Annotated in this window: 15 protein-coding genes; 7 read left to right on the top strand and 8 right to left on the bottom strand. The window is 69.9% G+C overall.

Annotated elements, in window-relative coordinates:
- Positions 1-107: 107 nt before the first annotated feature.
- Positions 108-974: a DUF5707 domain-containing protein gene (locus ABTX60_RS29375; protein ID WP_352100038.1), complete on the top strand. Its 867-nt coding sequence runs from the start codon at positions 108-110 to the stop codon at positions 972-974.
- Between the two features lie 206 nt (positions 975-1,180).
- Positions 1,181-2,035 (top strand): hypothetical protein, encoded by an 855-nt coding sequence (locus tag ABTX60_RS29370; RefSeq protein ID WP_352100037.1) that lies wholly within the window; start codon positions 1,181-1,183, stop codon positions 2,033-2,035.
- Between the two features lie 91 nt (positions 2,036-2,126).
- Here ABTX60_RS29370 and ABTX60_RS29365 read toward each other — a convergent pair whose 3' ends face one another.
- The 3 genes from ABTX60_RS29365 to ABTX60_RS29355 form a co-directional block, all read right to left on the bottom strand.
- Complete coding sequence (locus ABTX60_RS29365; protein ID WP_352100036.1) at positions 2,127-4,520, bottom strand: HAD-IC family P-type ATPase; 2,394 nt, start codon at positions 4,518-4,520, stop codon at positions 2,127-2,129.
- Positions 4,521-4,653: 133 nt separating this feature from the next.
- Positions 4,654-5,499, bottom strand: a complete 846-nt coding sequence (locus ABTX60_RS29360; protein WP_352100035.1) for a class I SAM-dependent methyltransferase — start codon at positions 5,497-5,499, stop codon at positions 4,654-4,656.
- 382 nt (positions 5,500-5,881) lie between these two features.
- A complete protein-coding gene (locus ABTX60_RS29355) occupies positions 5,882-6,151 on the bottom strand; it encodes a DUF2530 domain-containing protein (RefSeq protein ID WP_352100034.1) in 270 nt (89 codons plus the stop codon).
- Between the two features lie 116 nt (positions 6,152-6,267).
- Here ABTX60_RS29355 and ABTX60_RS29350 point away from each other — a divergent pair, with 116 nt between their 5' ends.
- Positions 6,268-7,719, top strand: coding sequence for an NCS2 family permease (locus tag ABTX60_RS29350; RefSeq protein WP_352100033.1), 1,452 nt, complete (start codon positions 6,268-6,270; stop codon positions 7,717-7,719).
- Here ABTX60_RS29350 and ABTX60_RS29345 read toward each other — a convergent pair.
- Positions 7,689-7,916, bottom strand: coding sequence for a ribbon-helix-helix protein, CopG family (locus ABTX60_RS29345; RefSeq protein ID WP_352100032.1), 228 nt, complete (start codon positions 7,914-7,916; stop codon positions 7,689-7,691). The genes ABTX60_RS29350 and ABTX60_RS29345 overlap by 31 nt on opposite strands.
- 155 nt (positions 7,917-8,071) lie before the next feature.
- On the opposite strand from ABTX60_RS29345, the gene ABTX60_RS29340 reads away from it, so the two are divergent.
- Both ABTX60_RS29340 and ABTX60_RS29335 read left to right on the top strand, forming a co-directional pair.
- Positions 8,072-8,509, top strand: coding sequence for a MarR family winged helix-turn-helix transcriptional regulator (locus tag ABTX60_RS29340; protein WP_053672640.1), 438 nt, complete (start codon positions 8,072-8,074; stop codon positions 8,507-8,509).
- A gap of 29 nt (positions 8,510-8,538) precedes the next feature.
- Positions 8,539-9,903, top strand: a complete 1,365-nt coding sequence (locus tag ABTX60_RS29335) for an MFS transporter (RefSeq protein ID WP_352100031.1) — start codon at positions 8,539-8,541, stop codon at positions 9,901-9,903.
- A gap of 7 nt (positions 9,904-9,910) precedes the next feature.
- On the opposite strand, the gene ABTX60_RS29330 is transcribed toward ABTX60_RS29335, so the two are convergent.
- Positions 9,911-10,498: a Uma2 family endonuclease gene (locus tag ABTX60_RS29330; RefSeq protein WP_352100030.1), complete on the bottom strand. Its 588-nt coding sequence runs from the start codon at positions 10,496-10,498 to the stop codon at positions 9,911-9,913.
- 98 nt (positions 10,499-10,596) lie between these two features.
- On the bottom strand, positions 10,597-11,118 hold the full coding sequence (locus tag ABTX60_RS29325) for a GNAT family N-acetyltransferase (RefSeq protein ID WP_352100029.1): 522 nt from the start codon (positions 11,116-11,118) through the stop codon (positions 10,597-10,599).
- Between the two features lie 25 nt (positions 11,119-11,143).
- Here ABTX60_RS29325 and thpR point away from each other — a divergent pair, with 25 nt between their 5' ends.
- On the top strand, positions 11,144-11,716 hold the full coding sequence (thpR, locus tag ABTX60_RS29320) for an RNA 2',3'-cyclic phosphodiesterase (protein ID WP_352100028.1): 573 nt from the start codon (positions 11,144-11,146) through the stop codon (positions 11,714-11,716).
- A 198-nt stretch (positions 11,717-11,914) separates the two neighbouring features.
- Here thpR and ABTX60_RS29315 read toward each other — a convergent pair whose 3' ends face one another.
- Entirely contained in the window at positions 11,915-12,907 is a 993-nt protein-coding gene (locus tag ABTX60_RS29315) for an aldo/keto reductase (protein ID WP_352100027.1), read from the bottom strand.
- 81 nt (positions 12,908-12,988) lie between these two features.
- A complete protein-coding gene (locus ABTX60_RS29310) occupies positions 12,989-13,663 on the bottom strand; it encodes an SGNH/GDSL hydrolase family protein (protein ID WP_352100026.1) in 675 nt (224 codons plus the stop codon).
- Positions 13,664-13,786: 123 nt separating this feature from the next.
- Here ABTX60_RS29310 and ABTX60_RS29305 point away from each other — a divergent pair, with 123 nt between their 5' ends.
- Positions 13,787-14,761: a WD40 repeat domain-containing protein gene (locus ABTX60_RS29305; protein WP_352100025.1), complete on the top strand. Its 975-nt coding sequence runs from the start codon at positions 13,787-13,789 to the stop codon at positions 14,759-14,761.
- Positions 14,762-14,852: the final 91 nt, after the last annotated feature.

The following is a 14,852-nucleotide window of genomic DNA, read 5'->3' as shown; positions in this document are numbered from 1 at the left end:
ATGCGTATCACTGGGCTATCTGATCACGTGAGTCAACAGACTCCACGATCACTTGGGCCCCGAGAGCCGACGATGAGCACCGGGGTCCCTCTCCACCTGGAGAACGCATGCGTATCCGAGCCACCGTGGCCGCCGTCACCGGCGCCCTGGCCCTTTCCGCCCTCGCCGTGCCGGCCGCGCAGGCGGACAACCACGCGCCGAACCTGGCGTCGCTGGTCCCGTCCACCTCGAAGGCCACGCCGTTCACCGCCGCCGCCCCGGCGGACGAGTCCCTGGGCGACACCAAGATCACGGGTGTGACCGTCAACGGCGGCAAGAACATCGTGGTCGGCACGACCGTCAAGAAGTCCTTCACCGTCTCCGTGACGGCCACGGACCCGGAGGGCGTCCAGGACGCCTTCGCGATGCTGTGGCACGGTCCGGACACCGAGAACGCCGACGGCGCGATCGTGCCGGAGAGCCTGGACAACGAGCAGGTCGGCAACTGCACCAACTCCAGCGCGACCACCGCCACCTGCAAGGTCACGCTGATCGCCGACCCGAACGAGAACGTCTACAGCAACATCCTGGCCGGTACCTGGAAGGTGTGGGCCGCCGCCACCGGCAACGACGGCGACTACGTGATCCGCGAGGCCTACAAGACGGCCAAGGTCCAGCGGGCCTCCAAGCTGACCGTCAACGCCTCGCCGGAGCCGGTGAAGAAGGGCAAGACCATCACGGTCACCGGCAAGCTGTCCCGCGCCAACTGGGACGACAACAAGTACCACGGTTACACCGGCCAGTCCGTGAAGCTGCAGTTCCGCAAGAAGGGCAGCGACACCTACACCACCCTCAAGACCATCAAGTCCAACAGCACGGGCGAGCTGAAGACCACCGTCACCGCCTCGTCGGACGGTTACTTCCGCTACTCCTTCGCGGGCACCACGACCACCCCGGCGGTCAACGCCGCGGGTGACTTCGTCGACGTGCAGTAACACCGCCCAGCGACGACACCGCCGGTCCCGGAGCCATGCCGGGGCCGGCGGCGCCGTCTCCGCACCGCGCATATGCCACGAGCGCGTCAAACGTTGCGGATGACACGGCAAAACCCGGTCCGCGCCCTACAACCCCGACCGGGGTTCGTGAATCTGATCATCCGAGTCAGTCAGACTCCTAGCTCACTTCTCCTCCTGGGGAACACATGCACATGCGAGCCACCGTGGCCGCCGTCTCCGGCGCCCTGGCCCTTTCCGCCCTCGTCGTCCCGGCCGCGCACGCCGCCGACGCCCCGTCCGGCAAGCAGGCCTTCAGCTCCGCCTCGGCCGACGCGGGCACGGGCACCACCGCTTCGACCCTCGACGTCACCTTCTCCAACGTGAAGGTCAACAGCGGCAAGAACATCGTCGTCGGCACCACCAACGTGGTGAGCGTGCCGGTCACCTACTCCGTGACGCACGCCGCCGACCTCGACACCAGCTCCGACAACTTCGCCACCGGCCCGCTGATCTACCACGGCTCCTCGGTCGACGCCGCGGACAACCTCTTCATCAGCGACGACCCGGCCACCTGCACCGCCGCCTCCTCGACAGTCCTCAACTGCAAGGGCGTCATCAGCATCCGCCCGGCCGACGGCGACCTGTACAACTCCGACGCCGGCACCTGGGGCGCCGGTGCCCTCGCCGTCACCAGCGACGACGAGGAGAAGATGCAGGGCGGCCTCGGCACCACCAAGGTGCAGCGCTACTCGAAGCTGACCGTCAACGCCGGCCCCGAGCCCGTCTACAAGGGCAAGACCATCACGTCCACGGGCAAGCTGTCCCGCGCCAACTGGGAGGACAACGCCTACCACGGCTACACCAACCAGCCGGTCAAGCTCCAGTTCCGCAAGGCGGGCACCAGCACGTACACCACCGTCAAGACGGTGTACTCCGACAAGTACGGCAACCTGAAGGCCACCGCCACCGCCGCCTACGACGGCTACTGGCGCTTCAGCTTCGCCGGCACGACGACCACCCCCGCCGTCAACGCCACGGGCGACTACGTCGACGTGAAGTAGCAGCGCCCCGTCAGGGGCGCGGGGAACTGCGCGAACAACCACATACGGCGCGCGGATGAAACTCGGCAGAAGTCACCGCCCGAGCCGAGCGCTAAGCGGGAAAGCGGCGGTCCACCCACCTCCACAGGAGTTCCAGGGTGGCCGCCGCCACCGCCGCGATGCCGACGGCAGTCCACGGCATCGTCACCCCCACCAGCTTCAGCGCGAAGAAGTGCTGCAGCCACGGTACGACCAGCACCACCAGGAACGCCCCGGCCATCGCGGCGACCAGGGCGACCCGCCACCAGGTGTACGGGCGGGCGATGATCGCCAGCACCCACATGGAGATGAGGAACAGCGTGAGCGTCGCCGCGCTGGTCTCCGCGTCCAGCGCCCCGGCCCCCGTGTAGTGCTCCCGGGCGATCAGATACGTCGCGAACGTCGCCAGCGCCGCCACGACCCCGCCCGGGATCGCGTACCGCATGACCCGCCGCACGAAGTTCGGCTTCGCACGCTCCTTGTTGGGCGCGAGGGCCAGGAAGAATGCCGGGATGCCGATGGTCAGCGTCGACAGCAGGGTCAGGTGGCGCGGCAGGAACGGGTACTCCACCTGCGAGCACACCACCAGCACGGCCAGCAGCACCGAGTAGACCGTCTTGACGAGGAACAGCGTCGCCACCCGCGTGATGTTGCCGATGACCCGGCGCCCCTCGGCGACCACCGACGGCAGCGTCGCGAAGCTGTTGTTCAGCAGCACGATCTGCGCGACCGCCCGGGTCGCCTCCGAGCCCGAGCCCATCGCCACGCCGATGTCGGCGTCCTTCAGGGCGAGGACGTCGTTCACCCCGTCGCCCGTCATCGCGACCGTGTGCCCGCTGGACTGCAGCGCGCCCACCATGGTCCGCTTCTGCTGCGGGGTGACCCGGCCGAACACCGTCCCGCCGTCGAGGGCGTCGGCCATCCCCTCCTGCTCGGCGGGCAGCCGCCGCGCGTCCACGGTGCTGCCCGACAGCCCGAGCTTGGCGGCGACCGCGCCGACCGACACCGCGTTGTCACCGGAGATGACCTTGGCCCGGACGTTCTGGTCGGCGAAGTAACGCAGGGTGTCGGCGGCGTCCGGACGAAGCCGCTGCTCCAGCACGACCAGGGCGACGGGCTTCGCCCCCTTCGCCACCTCGGGATCGTCCAGGTCCCGCGCGACCCGGGCGAGCAGCAGCACCCTGAGGCCCTGCTCGTTCAGCCGCCCGGTCTCGGCCAGGGCCGGATCGTCCTCCGCCAGCAGCACGTCGGGCGCGCCCAGCAGCCACCGGCCGGACTGCCCGTCGCCCTCGTCGAACGCGGCGCCGCTGTACTTGCGGGCGGAGGAGAACGGCAGGGCGTCGGTGCAGCGCCAGCCCTCGACGGCCGGGTAGGCGTCGATGATCGCCTTCAGGGAGGCGTTCGGCCGCGGGTCCGACTCGCCGAGCGCGCCGAGCACCTTCCGTACGTACGTCTCGTCTGCGCCCTGCAGCGGCCGCAGCTCGGTGACGTCCATGCCGCCCTCGGTGAGGGTGCCGGTCTTGTCCAGGCAGACGGTGTCCACCCGGGCCAGCCCCTCGATCGCGGGCAGCTCCTGCACCAGGCACTGCTTGCGGCCGAGCCGGATCACGCCGATGGCGAAGGCGACCGAGGTGAGCAGGACGAGGCCCTCGGGGACCATCGGGACGATGCCGCCGACCGTGCGCGCGACGGAGTCGTCGAAGCCCTTCTCCTTCACGAACAGCTGGCTGACGACCAGGCCGATCGCGGTCGGGACCATCATCCACGTGACGTACTTGAGGATCGTGGAGATGCCCGACCGCAGCTCGGACTGCACGAGGGTGAAGCGCGAGGCCTCCTCGGCGAGCTGGGCGGCGTAGGCCTCACGGCCGACCTTCGTCGCCTGGAAGGCCCCGCCGCCCGCCACCACGAAGCTGCCCGACATGACCTGGTCGCCGGGCTGTTTCACGACCGGGTCGGCCTCGCCCGTGAGCAGCGACTCGTCGATCTCGAGACCGTCCGCCTCGACACAGACCCCGTCGACGACGACCTTGTCCCCGGGCCCGATCTCGATCAGGTCGTCCAGCACGATCTCGGACGTGCTGACCTGCCCGGCCGCCCCGTCGCGCCGCACGGTCGGCCTGACCTCGCCGATCAGTGCCAGCGAGTCCAGCGTCTTCTTCGCCCGCCACTCCTGGACGATCCCGATGCCGGTGTTCGCGAGGATCACGAATCCGAACAGGCTGTCCTGGATCGGCGCGACCACCAGCATGATCAGCCACAGCACGCCGATGATCGCGTTGAAGCGGGTGAAGACGTTCGCCCGGACGATGTCGACGGTGGACCGGCTGCTGCGCACCGGTACGTCGTTGACCTGCCCGCGCTCCACCCGTTCGGCGACCTGAGCACCGGTCAGGCCGGTCTCGCGGGAGGTGACCGTCGCCGGCCGCGCGGAGTCGGGCGGAGCACCCGCGTCGAGATGCGTCATGCATTCGACGGTACGTGCGGATTTGCCGCTTCACCCGCTGAATGTGGTGAAGATCCGACCCGGGAAGGACGGACTTCGTGCCGTGGTCGTACGGCAGTTGTACGCCGTGGGACCACGGTGCCGGGCCCCGCCGTCAGCCCGCCCGGCGGGCCGTGAGGAGCAGGTACTCCCACTCCAGGACGGTTCCTCCGGAGCCCGTTGCGAGGTCCCCGTCGCGGGCGAGGTCCACGAGGGCGCCGTCGAGGGCGGCGGCGCGTTCGGGTTCACCGGCGAGGTTCTTGTAGACGCTGATGGTGGGGCCGTAGCGCTCCTTGAAGTAGTCGCGGAACGCCTCGGGCGTCCCGAAGCGCTCGACCCGGACCGTGCGGCGCTCGGCGCGGACGTCAGTGACCCGGTCGCCGAGGAGGGCGCGGACATGGTCCTCGTCCCCCCACAGCGGCGGCGGCTGGGCTCCGGGCGGGGGAGGGGGCGCGTACGGCTTCATCACGGCGAACATCCGGCCGATGAAGCCCTGCGGCGTCCAGCTCAGCAGCCCGATGGTGCCGCCCGGACGGCAGACCCGGACGAGTTCGCCGGCGGCCTGCTGGTGGTGCGGGGCGAACATGACGCCGACGCAGGACATCACGGTGTCGAACTCCGCGTCCCCGAAGGGCAGGGCCTCGGCGTCGGCCTCCTGCCAGTCGAGACGCGCCCCCTGCTTCTCGGCCGCCCGCCGGCCGGCGTCGAACAGCTCCGGTGTCAGGTCGGAGGCCACCACGTCAGCACCGGCCAGGGCCGCCGGGATCGCGGCGTTGCCGGAGCCGGCGCCCACGTCCAGCACCCGCAGGCCGGGGCGCACTCCGCACGCCTCGACCAGGATCGCTCCCAGCTCGGGGATGACCTCGGTGGCCAGGGACGGGTAGTCGCCCTGGGCCCACATCGCCCGGTGCTTGGACTTCAGGGCACGGTCGGCCTCGACCGCGCTGTTCTGCGTCGTCATCACTGCGCTCCTCACCGGTCGGGCGGCGGGTGCGCGCCGACGGTCTTCGAGCGTTCGCCGCCATCTCCCGAGCGTAGGGAGAGGGCGGGGGCGTGTCTCGTCGGAGAGTGCGGTTTGTGTCTTCGTCTGGCGCCGGGGGGTGAGGGCCCGTCCGTCTCCGCGTGGCGCCGGGTGGGGTGCGCGTTCGCGTGGCGCCGGGTGGGGGTGCGCGTCTTCGCCTGGCGCCGGTGGTGGGTCGGGGCCGCGCCGGGGGGTGTCCGTCCTCGGAACGTCGCGATGGGCTTGCACGCCGACTGACTCTTCGTTGACGCGACAACCGCTGCGGGCGGACACCCCCCGACACGGCCCCTTCTCGCCGTACGCGGGTGCGTCTCGGCTCGGGCTACTGGGGCGTGGCCGTCGGGTTCTGTGCCGCCGCCCGCTTGATCGCGGCGTCGCGCTTGCGGACGTACCAGATGCCGATCAGGCCCAGCCCGCCACCGGCCAGGCAGGTCCACACCCACCAGGCGTGACCGTGATCGTCGAACCAGCCGTAGAAGGGGAGCTGGACCAGGAAGAGGACGAACCACAGGATGGTGCCGCCGGTGATGGTGGCGACCACGGGGCCCTCCAGGGGCTCCGGCGCCTCGTGTCTGGGGGTCCACTTCGCCATGGGGACAGCTTACGAGGCGATCAGGTCTACGCGCGGAGATGGCCGATGAGGCTTTATATGTTCATACTGAAACGGTTTGTGTCTGACCACTTCTCTTCGTAGGAAACAACAAACACATGTCCTCCTCGGCTCCCGCCAAGGTCCCCGCCCCTGATCAGCCGGGAGCCGGGCGCACGTACGGCGCACTCGACCGCTTCTTCCGGATCTCCGAGCGCGGCAGCACCGTGCCCCGCGAGGTCCGTGGCGGCCTCGCCACCTTCTTCGCGATGGCCTACATCATCGTGCTGAACCCGATCATCCTCGGCAGCGCCAAGGACATGTACGGTCACCAGCTCGACAACGGGCAGCTGGTCACCGCGACGGCCCTCACCGCCGCGCTCACCACCCTCCTCATGGGCGTCATCGGCAACGTCCCGATCGCGCTGGCCGCCGGTCTCGGAGTGAACTCCGTCGTCGCCCTCCAGCTCGCCCCGCGCATGTCCTGGCCGGACGCGATGGGCATGGTGGTCCTCGCCGGGTTCGTGGTCATGCTGCTGGTGGCCACGGGGCTGCGCGAGCGCGTCATGAACGCCGTGCCCTACGGGCTGCGCAAGGCCATCTCCATCGGTATCGGCCTGTTCATCATGCTGATCGGGCTCGTCGACGCGGGCTTCGTCTCCAGGATCCCGGACGCCGCCCAGACCACCGTCCCGCTCCAGCTGGGCGGCGACGGCCACCTGAACGGCTGGCCGGTCCTCGTCTTCGTCCTGGGCGTGCTGCTGACCCTCGCGCTGATCGTCCGCAAGGTCTCCGGCGCGATCCTGATCTCCATCGTGGCCATGACGGTCCTCGCGGTGATCATCAACGCGGTGGCCAAGGTGCCGAGCTGGGGCCTGACCACGCCCAAGTGGCCGGGCAACCCGGTCGCGAGCCCCGACTTCGGGCTGATCGGGCAGGTCAGCCTGTTCGGCGGCTTCGGCAAGGTCGGCGTGCTCACCGGGGTGCTCTTCGTCTTCACCGTGCTGCTCTCGTGCTTCTTCGACGCGATGGGCACGATCATGGGCGTCTCCGACGAGGCGAAGCTGACCGACGGCGAGGGGCAGATGCCCGGCATCAACCGGGTGCTGTTCGTCGACGGCCTCGCGGTCGCCGCCGGTGGCGCCAGCTCCTCCTCCGCGACGACCGCGTTCGTCGAGTCGACGGCCGGTGTCGGCGAGGGTGCCCGGACCGGTCTCGCGAACGTCGTCACCGGCGGTCTCTTCGCCGCGGCCCTCTTCCTCACCCCGGTCGCCACGATGGTCCCCTCCCAGGCGGCCACGCCCGCCCTGGTCGCGGTCGGCTTCCTGATCCTGGCCGGATCGGTGAAGGAGATCGACTGGGCGGACTACACGATCGCGGTCCCGGCCTTCGTGACGATGCTGATGATGCCGTTCACCTACTCGATCACCAACGGCATCGGCATGGGCTTCATCACCTTCGCGGTACTGCGCCTGGCCGCCGGGCGCGGCCGGGAGGTGCCGCCGGCGATGTACGCGGTGGCGGCGGTGTTCGCGTTCTACTACCTGATGCCGGCGCTGGGTCTGACCTGATCCTCGTCGCCGGAGTCGGGGGCGCCGTAGAACCTCTCCGTCTCCTCCACGGCGGACTGGAAGCGCTGGTCGAAGTCATCTCGAATGAGCGTCCGGACGACATAGTCCTGGACGCTCATTCCCCTTTTCGCGGCATGGTGCCTGAGCCGTTCGAGCAGGTCGTGGTCTATTCGCAGGCTGAGCACGCTGGTCCCCATGGGCATGAGGGTCGCGGCACCGTTCGGTCCGGCGGGACACGTTCCGCCGCCTTGTCACCCATATGAGTGATGTCACGGGTCAGTGGCGGGCGTCACGGGCGGTCTCGCATGTTCCGGTTGGTATTTAGCGAGAGTAATGAGTTACGCTAAAGAACATGCCGGACCTCAACCATGGCGACGACGTGGCCGCCGTGAACTCCCTCCGATCCGCGGTGATGCGGCTGTCCCGTCGGCTCAAGCACCAGCGGGTCGACGAATCGCTCAGCCCCACCGAGATGTCGGTGCTGGGCACCCTCTCGCTGTGCGGCAGGGCCACACCGGGTGAACTCGCCCGCAAGGAGCACGTCCAGCCGCCGTCGATGACCCGCATCGTGGCACTGCTGGAGGCCAAGGGGCTGGTCCGGCTGGAGCCGCACCCCGAGGACCGGCGCCAGAAGGTCGTCACACGCACCGAGCAGGCCGAGGCCATGCTCGAGGAGAGCCGCGCCAAGCGGAACGCGTTCCTGGCCACGCTGGTGGAGAACCTCGACGAGGACGAGTGGGCGAAACTCCGCGCCGCCGCCCCCGTGCTGGAGAAGCTCGCGCACCTGTAAGCAGCAGTCGTCGCAAGGAGGCGAACCCTTTGAGTTCGGGACCCGGAGCAGCTTCCGCCCCCGCACCTGACCCCCACGATTCCCCGCCCGCCTCCGATCCGCTGCCGCGCAAGTCCTCGATGTTCTCCTCCCTGAAGGTCAGGAACTACCGCCTGTTCTTCATGGGCCAGGTCGTCTCCAACATCGGCACCTGGATGCAGCGCATCGCCCAGGACTGGCTGGTGCTCAGCCTCACCGGCTCCTCCGCCGCCGTCGGCATCACGACCGCGCTGCAGTTCCTGCCGATGCTCCTCTTCGGCCTCTACGGCGGCGTCCTCGTCGACCGGCTGCGCAAGCGGCCCACGCTGCTCGTGACGCAGTCCTCCATGGCGCTCACGGCGATCGCCCTGGCCGTCCTCACCCTCACCGGGCACGTCCAGGTGTGGCACGTGTACGTCGCCGCCTTCGCGGTCGGTCTGGCCACCGTCGTGGACAACCCGGCCCGGCAGTCCTTCGTCTCCGAGCTGGTCGGCCCGGGGCAGCTGCAGAACGCGGTCAGCCTGAACTCGGCGAACTTCCAGTCCGCCCGCCTGGTCGGCCCCGCCGTCGCGGGGCTACTCATCACCGGCGTCGGCACCGGCTTCGCGTTCCTCTTCAACGGCCTGTCCTTCATCGCGCCGCTCACCGGCCTGCTGCTGATGCGGGCCCGCGAGCTGCACGTCGTGGAGCGCGCCCCGCGCGGCAAGGGACAGCTGCGGGAGGGCGTGCGCTACGTCACCGGACGCCCCGAGCTGATCTGGCCGATCGTCCTGGTCGGCTTCGTCGGGACGTTCGCCTTCAACTTCCCCGTCTACCTGTCGGCCTTCGCGGACGACGTGTTCCACGCGGGTGCGGGCGCCTACAGCCTGTTCAACACGCTGATGGCGGTCGGCTCGCTCGTGGGCGCCCTGCTCGCGGCGCGGCGGGGCACGGCCCGGCTGCGGCTGCTGATCGTGGCCGCCATGGCCTTCGGCGCGCTGGAGATCCTGGCAGCGACGACCCCCACGCTGTGGATGTTCGCCCTGTTCATGATCCCGCTGGGACTGTTCGGCATGACGGTCAACGTCACGACGAACACCAGCATCCAGATGTCCACGGACCCGGCCATGCGCGGCCGTGTCATGGCCCTCTACATGATGATCTTCCTCGGCGGCTCGCCGGTCGGCGCGCCGATCGTCGGCTGGATCACCGACACCTACGGCGCCCGGGTCGGCCTCGCGGCCGGCGGCGCGGTGGCGGCACTCGCCGCGGCGGTGATCGGCCTGATCCTGGCCCGCGTCGGCAACCTGCGGCTGTCGGTGGGCTGGCACCGGGGGCACCCGAGGGTGCGGTTCGTACCCCGGGAGCATCAGGAGGAGCTGGCTCCGGCGGCGTAGGGCGCCGTCAGTCCCGGGGGAACTCGCCGGTCTCGAGGACGAGCCCGACCACGGTGCCCGTCAGGTCGATCTCGTCCCCGAAGTCCAGGCTGAGCTCGCCGCGGTACTCGCCGTCCTTGGGCTTGGTGTGCAGATGCCAGCGGCCGGTGTACGGATCCACGATCAGGTACTCCGGCACACCGGCGGCGGCGTAGGCGTCCTTCTTGGGGCCGTAGTCGTTGGCGCCGGTCTTCCTGGAGATCACCTCGGCGACGAACTCGACGTCCTGGTAGCGCCACAGGCCCTTGTCGTTCTTCGCCGCGCCCTCCGTCATCACCGTGATGTCGGAGGCGAAGCCGTTGAGGTGGCCCGGGTAGTCGGCGCGGACGTCGGACTTCACGCGCTTGCGCGGGTACTTGGTGCGCAGTTGCTCGACGAGGTTCGCGATGGTGTCCCAGTGGGCGTCCCGCTGCAGGGTCAAAAAGATGTTCCCCCCGACGATCTCGACCTTGTAGCCCTCGGGAAAGGGCACCGTCTCCACCCACTCGAACATCACGTCGAGGCTGAGGTCGCCGCTGCTGTCGGCCATCTCGATCCTGTCGTCAAGGACGGTCACCGTGGCGCTCCACCCCGGTCGCGACCGCGGATGGATTCGGCCGCGCGGTACAACGATGCGTACGGTGACCGGGACACGTCCGGGACGGCGGGGCGGTCCTACACCCTGCGGGCCAGCACCTGCCCCGGCCACTTGTTCTCGCCCACCGTGAAGGCCTCGGTGCGGGTGAAGCCGTTGGACTCGTAGTAGCGGACGAGCTTGCCGTCGTCCCCGGCGTAGCAGTCCACGCGGAGGAGGGAGATCCCGGCGCGGCGGGTCTCCTCGGCGGCGTGGGCGAGCAGGGCGCTGCCCACGCCGTGCCCCTTGAAGCGGCGGTCGGAGGCGAGCCAGTGGATGTAGCGCTCGGGCTCGCCCGGCTGGGGGAGGTGGGACAGGTAGGCGCCCGCCGAGCCGGTGAGGGTGAGGGTGCCGGCCGGGACGCCGTCGACGTCGGCCATGTACACGATGCCCTCCGCCATGTACCGGCGGACCGACTCCACCGTCTTGGGGTTCTGCGACAGGGGCCGTGTGCCCCACTGCCCCGTGCGCCCCTGGGAGACCAGCCACTCCACGCCGCTGTCGAGCATGCCGAGTATCGCGGGAATGTCGTCGGGCCCGCCGTCCCGGATGGTGATCCGCATGGCCTCATGGTGCCAGGCTGGTTCCATGAGACTCTTCGCGGCCGTGCTGCCCCCTGATGAGGTGTGTCGTGAACTCGGCTCCGTGGTCGACGAGTTGCGCGGGCTGCCCGGTGCCGACGGCATGCGCTGGACCGGCCGTCCCGGCTGGCACTTCACCCTCGCGTTCTACGGTGAGGTCGACGACAGTGTCGTCCCCGGGCTGTCGGAGCGGCTGGAGCGGGCCGCGCGCCGTACCGAGCCGTTCGCCCTGGCCGTGCGGGGAGGCGGGCAGTTCGGGCACGGGAAGGCGCTGTGGGCCGGGGCCGAGGGAGACCTGGCGACCCTCCGGCTGCTGGCCGAGCGGGCCGAGGCGGCGGCGCGCAAGGCGGGGGTGCCGATGGGGGAGCACCGGCGGTACAAGGCCCATCTGACCGTGGCGCGGAGCCGGGCGGCGGGGGACGTGCGGCCCTTCCTGGACGCCCTCGCGGGATTCTCGGGGCGGACCTGGACCGTGCGGGAGCTCTGCCTGGTACGGAGCAATCTGCCGACGTCCGGGGTCCCGGGGGAGCAGCCCCGGTACGAGGCGGTCGGGCGCTGGGCACTCGGGGGTGCCGGTTAGGCTCGATGCCGTGGACCCGAAAACCCGCAACCGGATCATGGCCGGTGTGCTCGTGCTGATGTTTCTCGTCGTCGCCTTGGCTTCCGTGCTGGGGAGGTAAAGGGGCGGGGGCTGCCCGTCGCTTTCGGCTGCGGGCCGGTGGGGGCTTGTCGCGCAGTTCCCCGCGCCCCTTCAAAGAAGGGCGTCGCCCTCCAGGTGTTACCAGGCGAAGGCCTCCGGGCTCGGGCCCGGGCCCGGGAAGATCTCGTCCAGGCCGGTCAGGAGCTCCTCGGACAGTTCCAGCTCCGACGCGCGGACCGCGGAGGCGAGCTGCTCGGCGGTGCGGGGGCCGACGATCGGGCCGGTCACGCCCGGGCGGGTGAGCAGCCAGGCCAGGGCGGCCTCGCCGGGCTCGACGCCGTGCTTGTCGAGCAGGTCCTCGTAGGACTGGATCTGCGCCCGGGTGGTGGGGTCGTTGAGCGCGTCGGCCGCGCGGCCGGAGGCGCGGCGCTTGCCCTCGACCTCCTTCTTGAGCACGCCGCCCAGCAGACCGCCGTGCAGCGGCGACCAGGGGATGACGCCGAGCCCGTACTCCTGGGCGGCCGGGACGACCTCCATCTCCGCGCGCCGTTCGGCGAGGTTGTACAGGCACTGCTCGCTGACCAGACCGATGGTCCCGCCGCGTCGGGCGGCGATCTCGTTGGCCTGGGCGATCTTGTAGCCGGGGAAGTTCGACGACCCGACGTAGAGGATCTTGCCCTGCTGGACCAGGACGTCGATCGCCTGCCAGATCTCCTCGAAGGGGGTGTCCCGGTCGACGTGGTGGAACTGGTAGACGTCGATGTGGTCCGTCTGGAGCCGCTTGAGGCTGGCGTCCACGGCACGGCGGATGTTGAGCGCGGAGAGCTTGTCGTGGTTGGGCCAGGCCGGGCCGTCGGCGCCCATGTTGCCGTAGACCTTCGTGGCGAGGACGACCTTGTCACGCCGTCCCTCGCCCTTGGCGAACCAGTTGCCGATGATGCTTTCGGTACGGCCCTTGTTCTCGCCCCAGCCGTAGACATTGGCGGTGTCGAAGAAGTTGATGCCTGCGTCCAGCGCCGCGTCCATGATGGCGTGACTGTCGGCCTCGTCGGTCTGCGGGCCGAAGTTCATGGTGCCGAGGACGAGCCGGCTGACCTTGAGTCCCGTGCGTCCGAGCTGCGTGTACTCCATGGTGCCCAAGCCAACGTCTTGAAGTGCGCTCCAAGCAAGCACGAACTCGGGTGCGTGTACCCGCCTCCCGTTCGGGAGGGGCTACTGCTCGTACGGACCCGCCAGGCCCCAGCCCTGGTGCATCGCCTCCGCGAAAGCCGCCGCGATCTTGTGCTCGCCGCTCGCGTTGGGGTGCGTGCCGTCGTAGGTGTCGGTGGCGACGTCGTACGAGGGCGGGGGTGAGGCGAGGAGGACGGGGGAACCCGGCTCGTCGAGGTCGGCGGCCGTCTTGGCGAGGAGTTCGTTGAAGCGGGCGACCTCGCCGGCGAACGCCTCGTCGGACTGGGCGCGCACGTTCGGGGTGACCGGCAGCCACGCCATGCCCACCCGCCGGTTCGCCGCCCGCGCCTCGGACACGAACGCCCGGACGTTCTCCGCGGTCTGCTCGGCGTTCGTGTAGAAGCCCAGGTCGATCAGGCCCAGGGAGACCAGGAGCACGTCGGCGTGGCACGACCGCACCGCGTCGCCGATCAGCGGAGCCATGTGCTGCCAGCCCTCGCCCCAGCCGGCCAGGTGGGCACGCGGGAAGTCCGGTTCGGCGTACTCGTACGACACCGGGGCCTCGGCGAGCTTGTCGTGGAGCGTCTCGCGCGGGCCGACGAGGGTGAAGGGGCCGCCGTAGGAACGGCACAGGTGCTGCCACAGCCGATAGCGCCATGTGTGTTCGCCCGTGCTTCCGATCGTCATGGAGTCACCGACGGGCATGAACCTGAGCATCCGCTCATGATGAACGATCCAGGCGGCCGACGGAGTGTGAGTCGGGACACGCCCCTCGGGCGGCCGTGGTGCTGTGATCGATTACGCCGATGAACCGCGCGGCCAGATGGCAGGCTTGGGGGCATGCGCAGACCGTTCGCCCTTCTCGCCGCGGCCCTCCTCACGGGCGCCCTCGCCGTGCCCGCCTCCGCCGCCGACGGCGACGAGAAGTTCACGATCAAGGACCCGCGCATCACGGAGTCCAGCGGCCTGGCCGCCTCGCGGCAGCACCCCGGCATCTACTGGACGCACAACGACAGCGACGACGGGGCGTACCTCTACGCCGTCGACAGCGCGACGGGCGAGACGGTCGCCACGATCACCATGTCCGGCGTGGGCAGCCCGCGCGACGTCGAGGCCATCTCCATCGGGCCGGACGACCAGATCTACGTCGGCGACATCGGCGACAACCTCGGCGGCACCTGGCCGTACGTCTGGATCTACCGGCTGCCCGAGCCGAAGAAGCTGCGCGACGAGACGATCAAGGCCACGCAGTACGTCGTGAAGTACTCCGACGGCGCGCGGGACGCCGAGTCCCTCGTGGTGCACCCGAAGACCGGCCGCGTCTACATCGTCGACAAGAACGATAAGGGCGGGCACCTGTACGAGGGTCCGGCGCGGCTCTCCCCGTCCGGGACGAACGTCTTCCGTCCGATCGCCGCGGTCCCCGACCTGGAGGCCACCGACGCCACTCTCTCCCCGGACGGCGAACACCTCGTCGTCCGCAGTTACTTCGGCGCGATCGCCTACGACTGGAACGGCGGGAAGATCAAGAAGAAGGAACGGCTCGGCGTGCCGTTCCTGGGGCAGGGGGAGTCCGTCACCTACACCGCCGACGGCAAGAAGCTGATGTACGGCGCCGAGGGCGCGGACAGCCCGGTGGAGCCGCAGGACGCCCCGGGCGGTGACGGCTCCGACTCGTCGTCGGGAAGCGGGAGTTCGACGGCGTCCGAGGGCGGGGGAGACGGGCTGAACGGCAACCTGAAGACGGGGGCGATCGTCGCGGGTGCGCTTCTGGTGGTGGTGCTGGCCCTGCGGGGGCTGAGGCGTCGGCGCTAGGTGTATTGACCCGCAGGGTTGTTTACGCGGCTGATGGGTGGGTGGCCGCCGAGTGCGGTGTGGCAGCGGTGGTGGTTGTAGGTGTGCAGGA

Origin of the sequence: Streptomyces sp. NPDC126510, assembly GCF_040302345.1 — a bacterium.
Taxonomy (GTDB): Bacteria; Actinomycetota; Actinomycetes; order Streptomycetales; family Streptomycetaceae; genus Streptomyces.
This window is presented reverse-complemented; position numbering and strand designations above follow the sequence as displayed.

Coding starts and splice junctions, on each gene's coding strand:
- ABTX60_RS29325 (WP_352100029.1), bottom strand. CDS start 11,118: ATGCGGATCACCATCCGGGACGGCGGGCCCGACGACATTCCCGCGATA.
- ABTX60_RS29355 (WP_352100034.1), bottom strand. CDS start 6,151: ATGGCGAAGTGGACCCCCAGACACGAGGCGCCGGAGCCCCTGGAGGGC.
- ABTX60_RS29370 (WP_352100037.1), top strand. CDS start 1,181: ATGCACATGCGAGCCACCGTGGCCGCCGTCTCCGGCGCCCTGGCCCTT.
- ABTX60_RS29360 (WP_352100035.1), bottom strand. CDS start 5,499: ATGACGACGCAGAACAGCGCGGTCGAGGCCGACCGTGCCCTGAAGTCC.
- ABTX60_RS29365 (WP_352100036.1), bottom strand. CDS start 4,520: ATGACGCATCTCGACGCGGGTGCTCCGCCCGACTCCGCGCGGCCGGCG.
- ABTX60_RS29340 (WP_053672640.1), top strand. CDS start 8,072: ATGCCGGACCTCAACCATGGCGACGACGTGGCCGCCGTGAACTCCCTC.
- ABTX60_RS29315 (WP_352100027.1), bottom strand. CDS start 12,907: ATGGAGTACACGCAGCTCGGACGCACGGGACTCAAGGTCAGCCGGCTC.
- thpR (WP_352100028.1), top strand. CDS start 11,144: ATGAGACTCTTCGCGGCCGTGCTGCCCCCTGATGAGGTGTGTCGTGAA.
- ABTX60_RS29310 (WP_352100026.1), bottom strand. CDS start 13,663: ATGCTCAGGTTCATGCCCGTCGGTGACTCCATGACGATCGGAAGCACG.
- ABTX60_RS29375 (WP_352100038.1), top strand. CDS start 108: ATGCGTATCCGAGCCACCGTGGCCGCCGTCACCGGCGCCCTGGCCCTT.
- ABTX60_RS29305 (WP_352100025.1), top strand. CDS start 13,787: ATGCGCAGACCGTTCGCCCTTCTCGCCGCGGCCCTCCTCACGGGCGCC.
- ABTX60_RS29345 (WP_352100032.1), bottom strand. CDS start 7,916: ATGGGGACCAGCGTGCTCAGCCTGCGAATAGACCACGACCTGCTCGAA.
- ABTX60_RS29350 (WP_352100033.1), top strand. CDS start 6,268: ATGTCCTCCTCGGCTCCCGCCAAGGTCCCCGCCCCTGATCAGCCGGGA.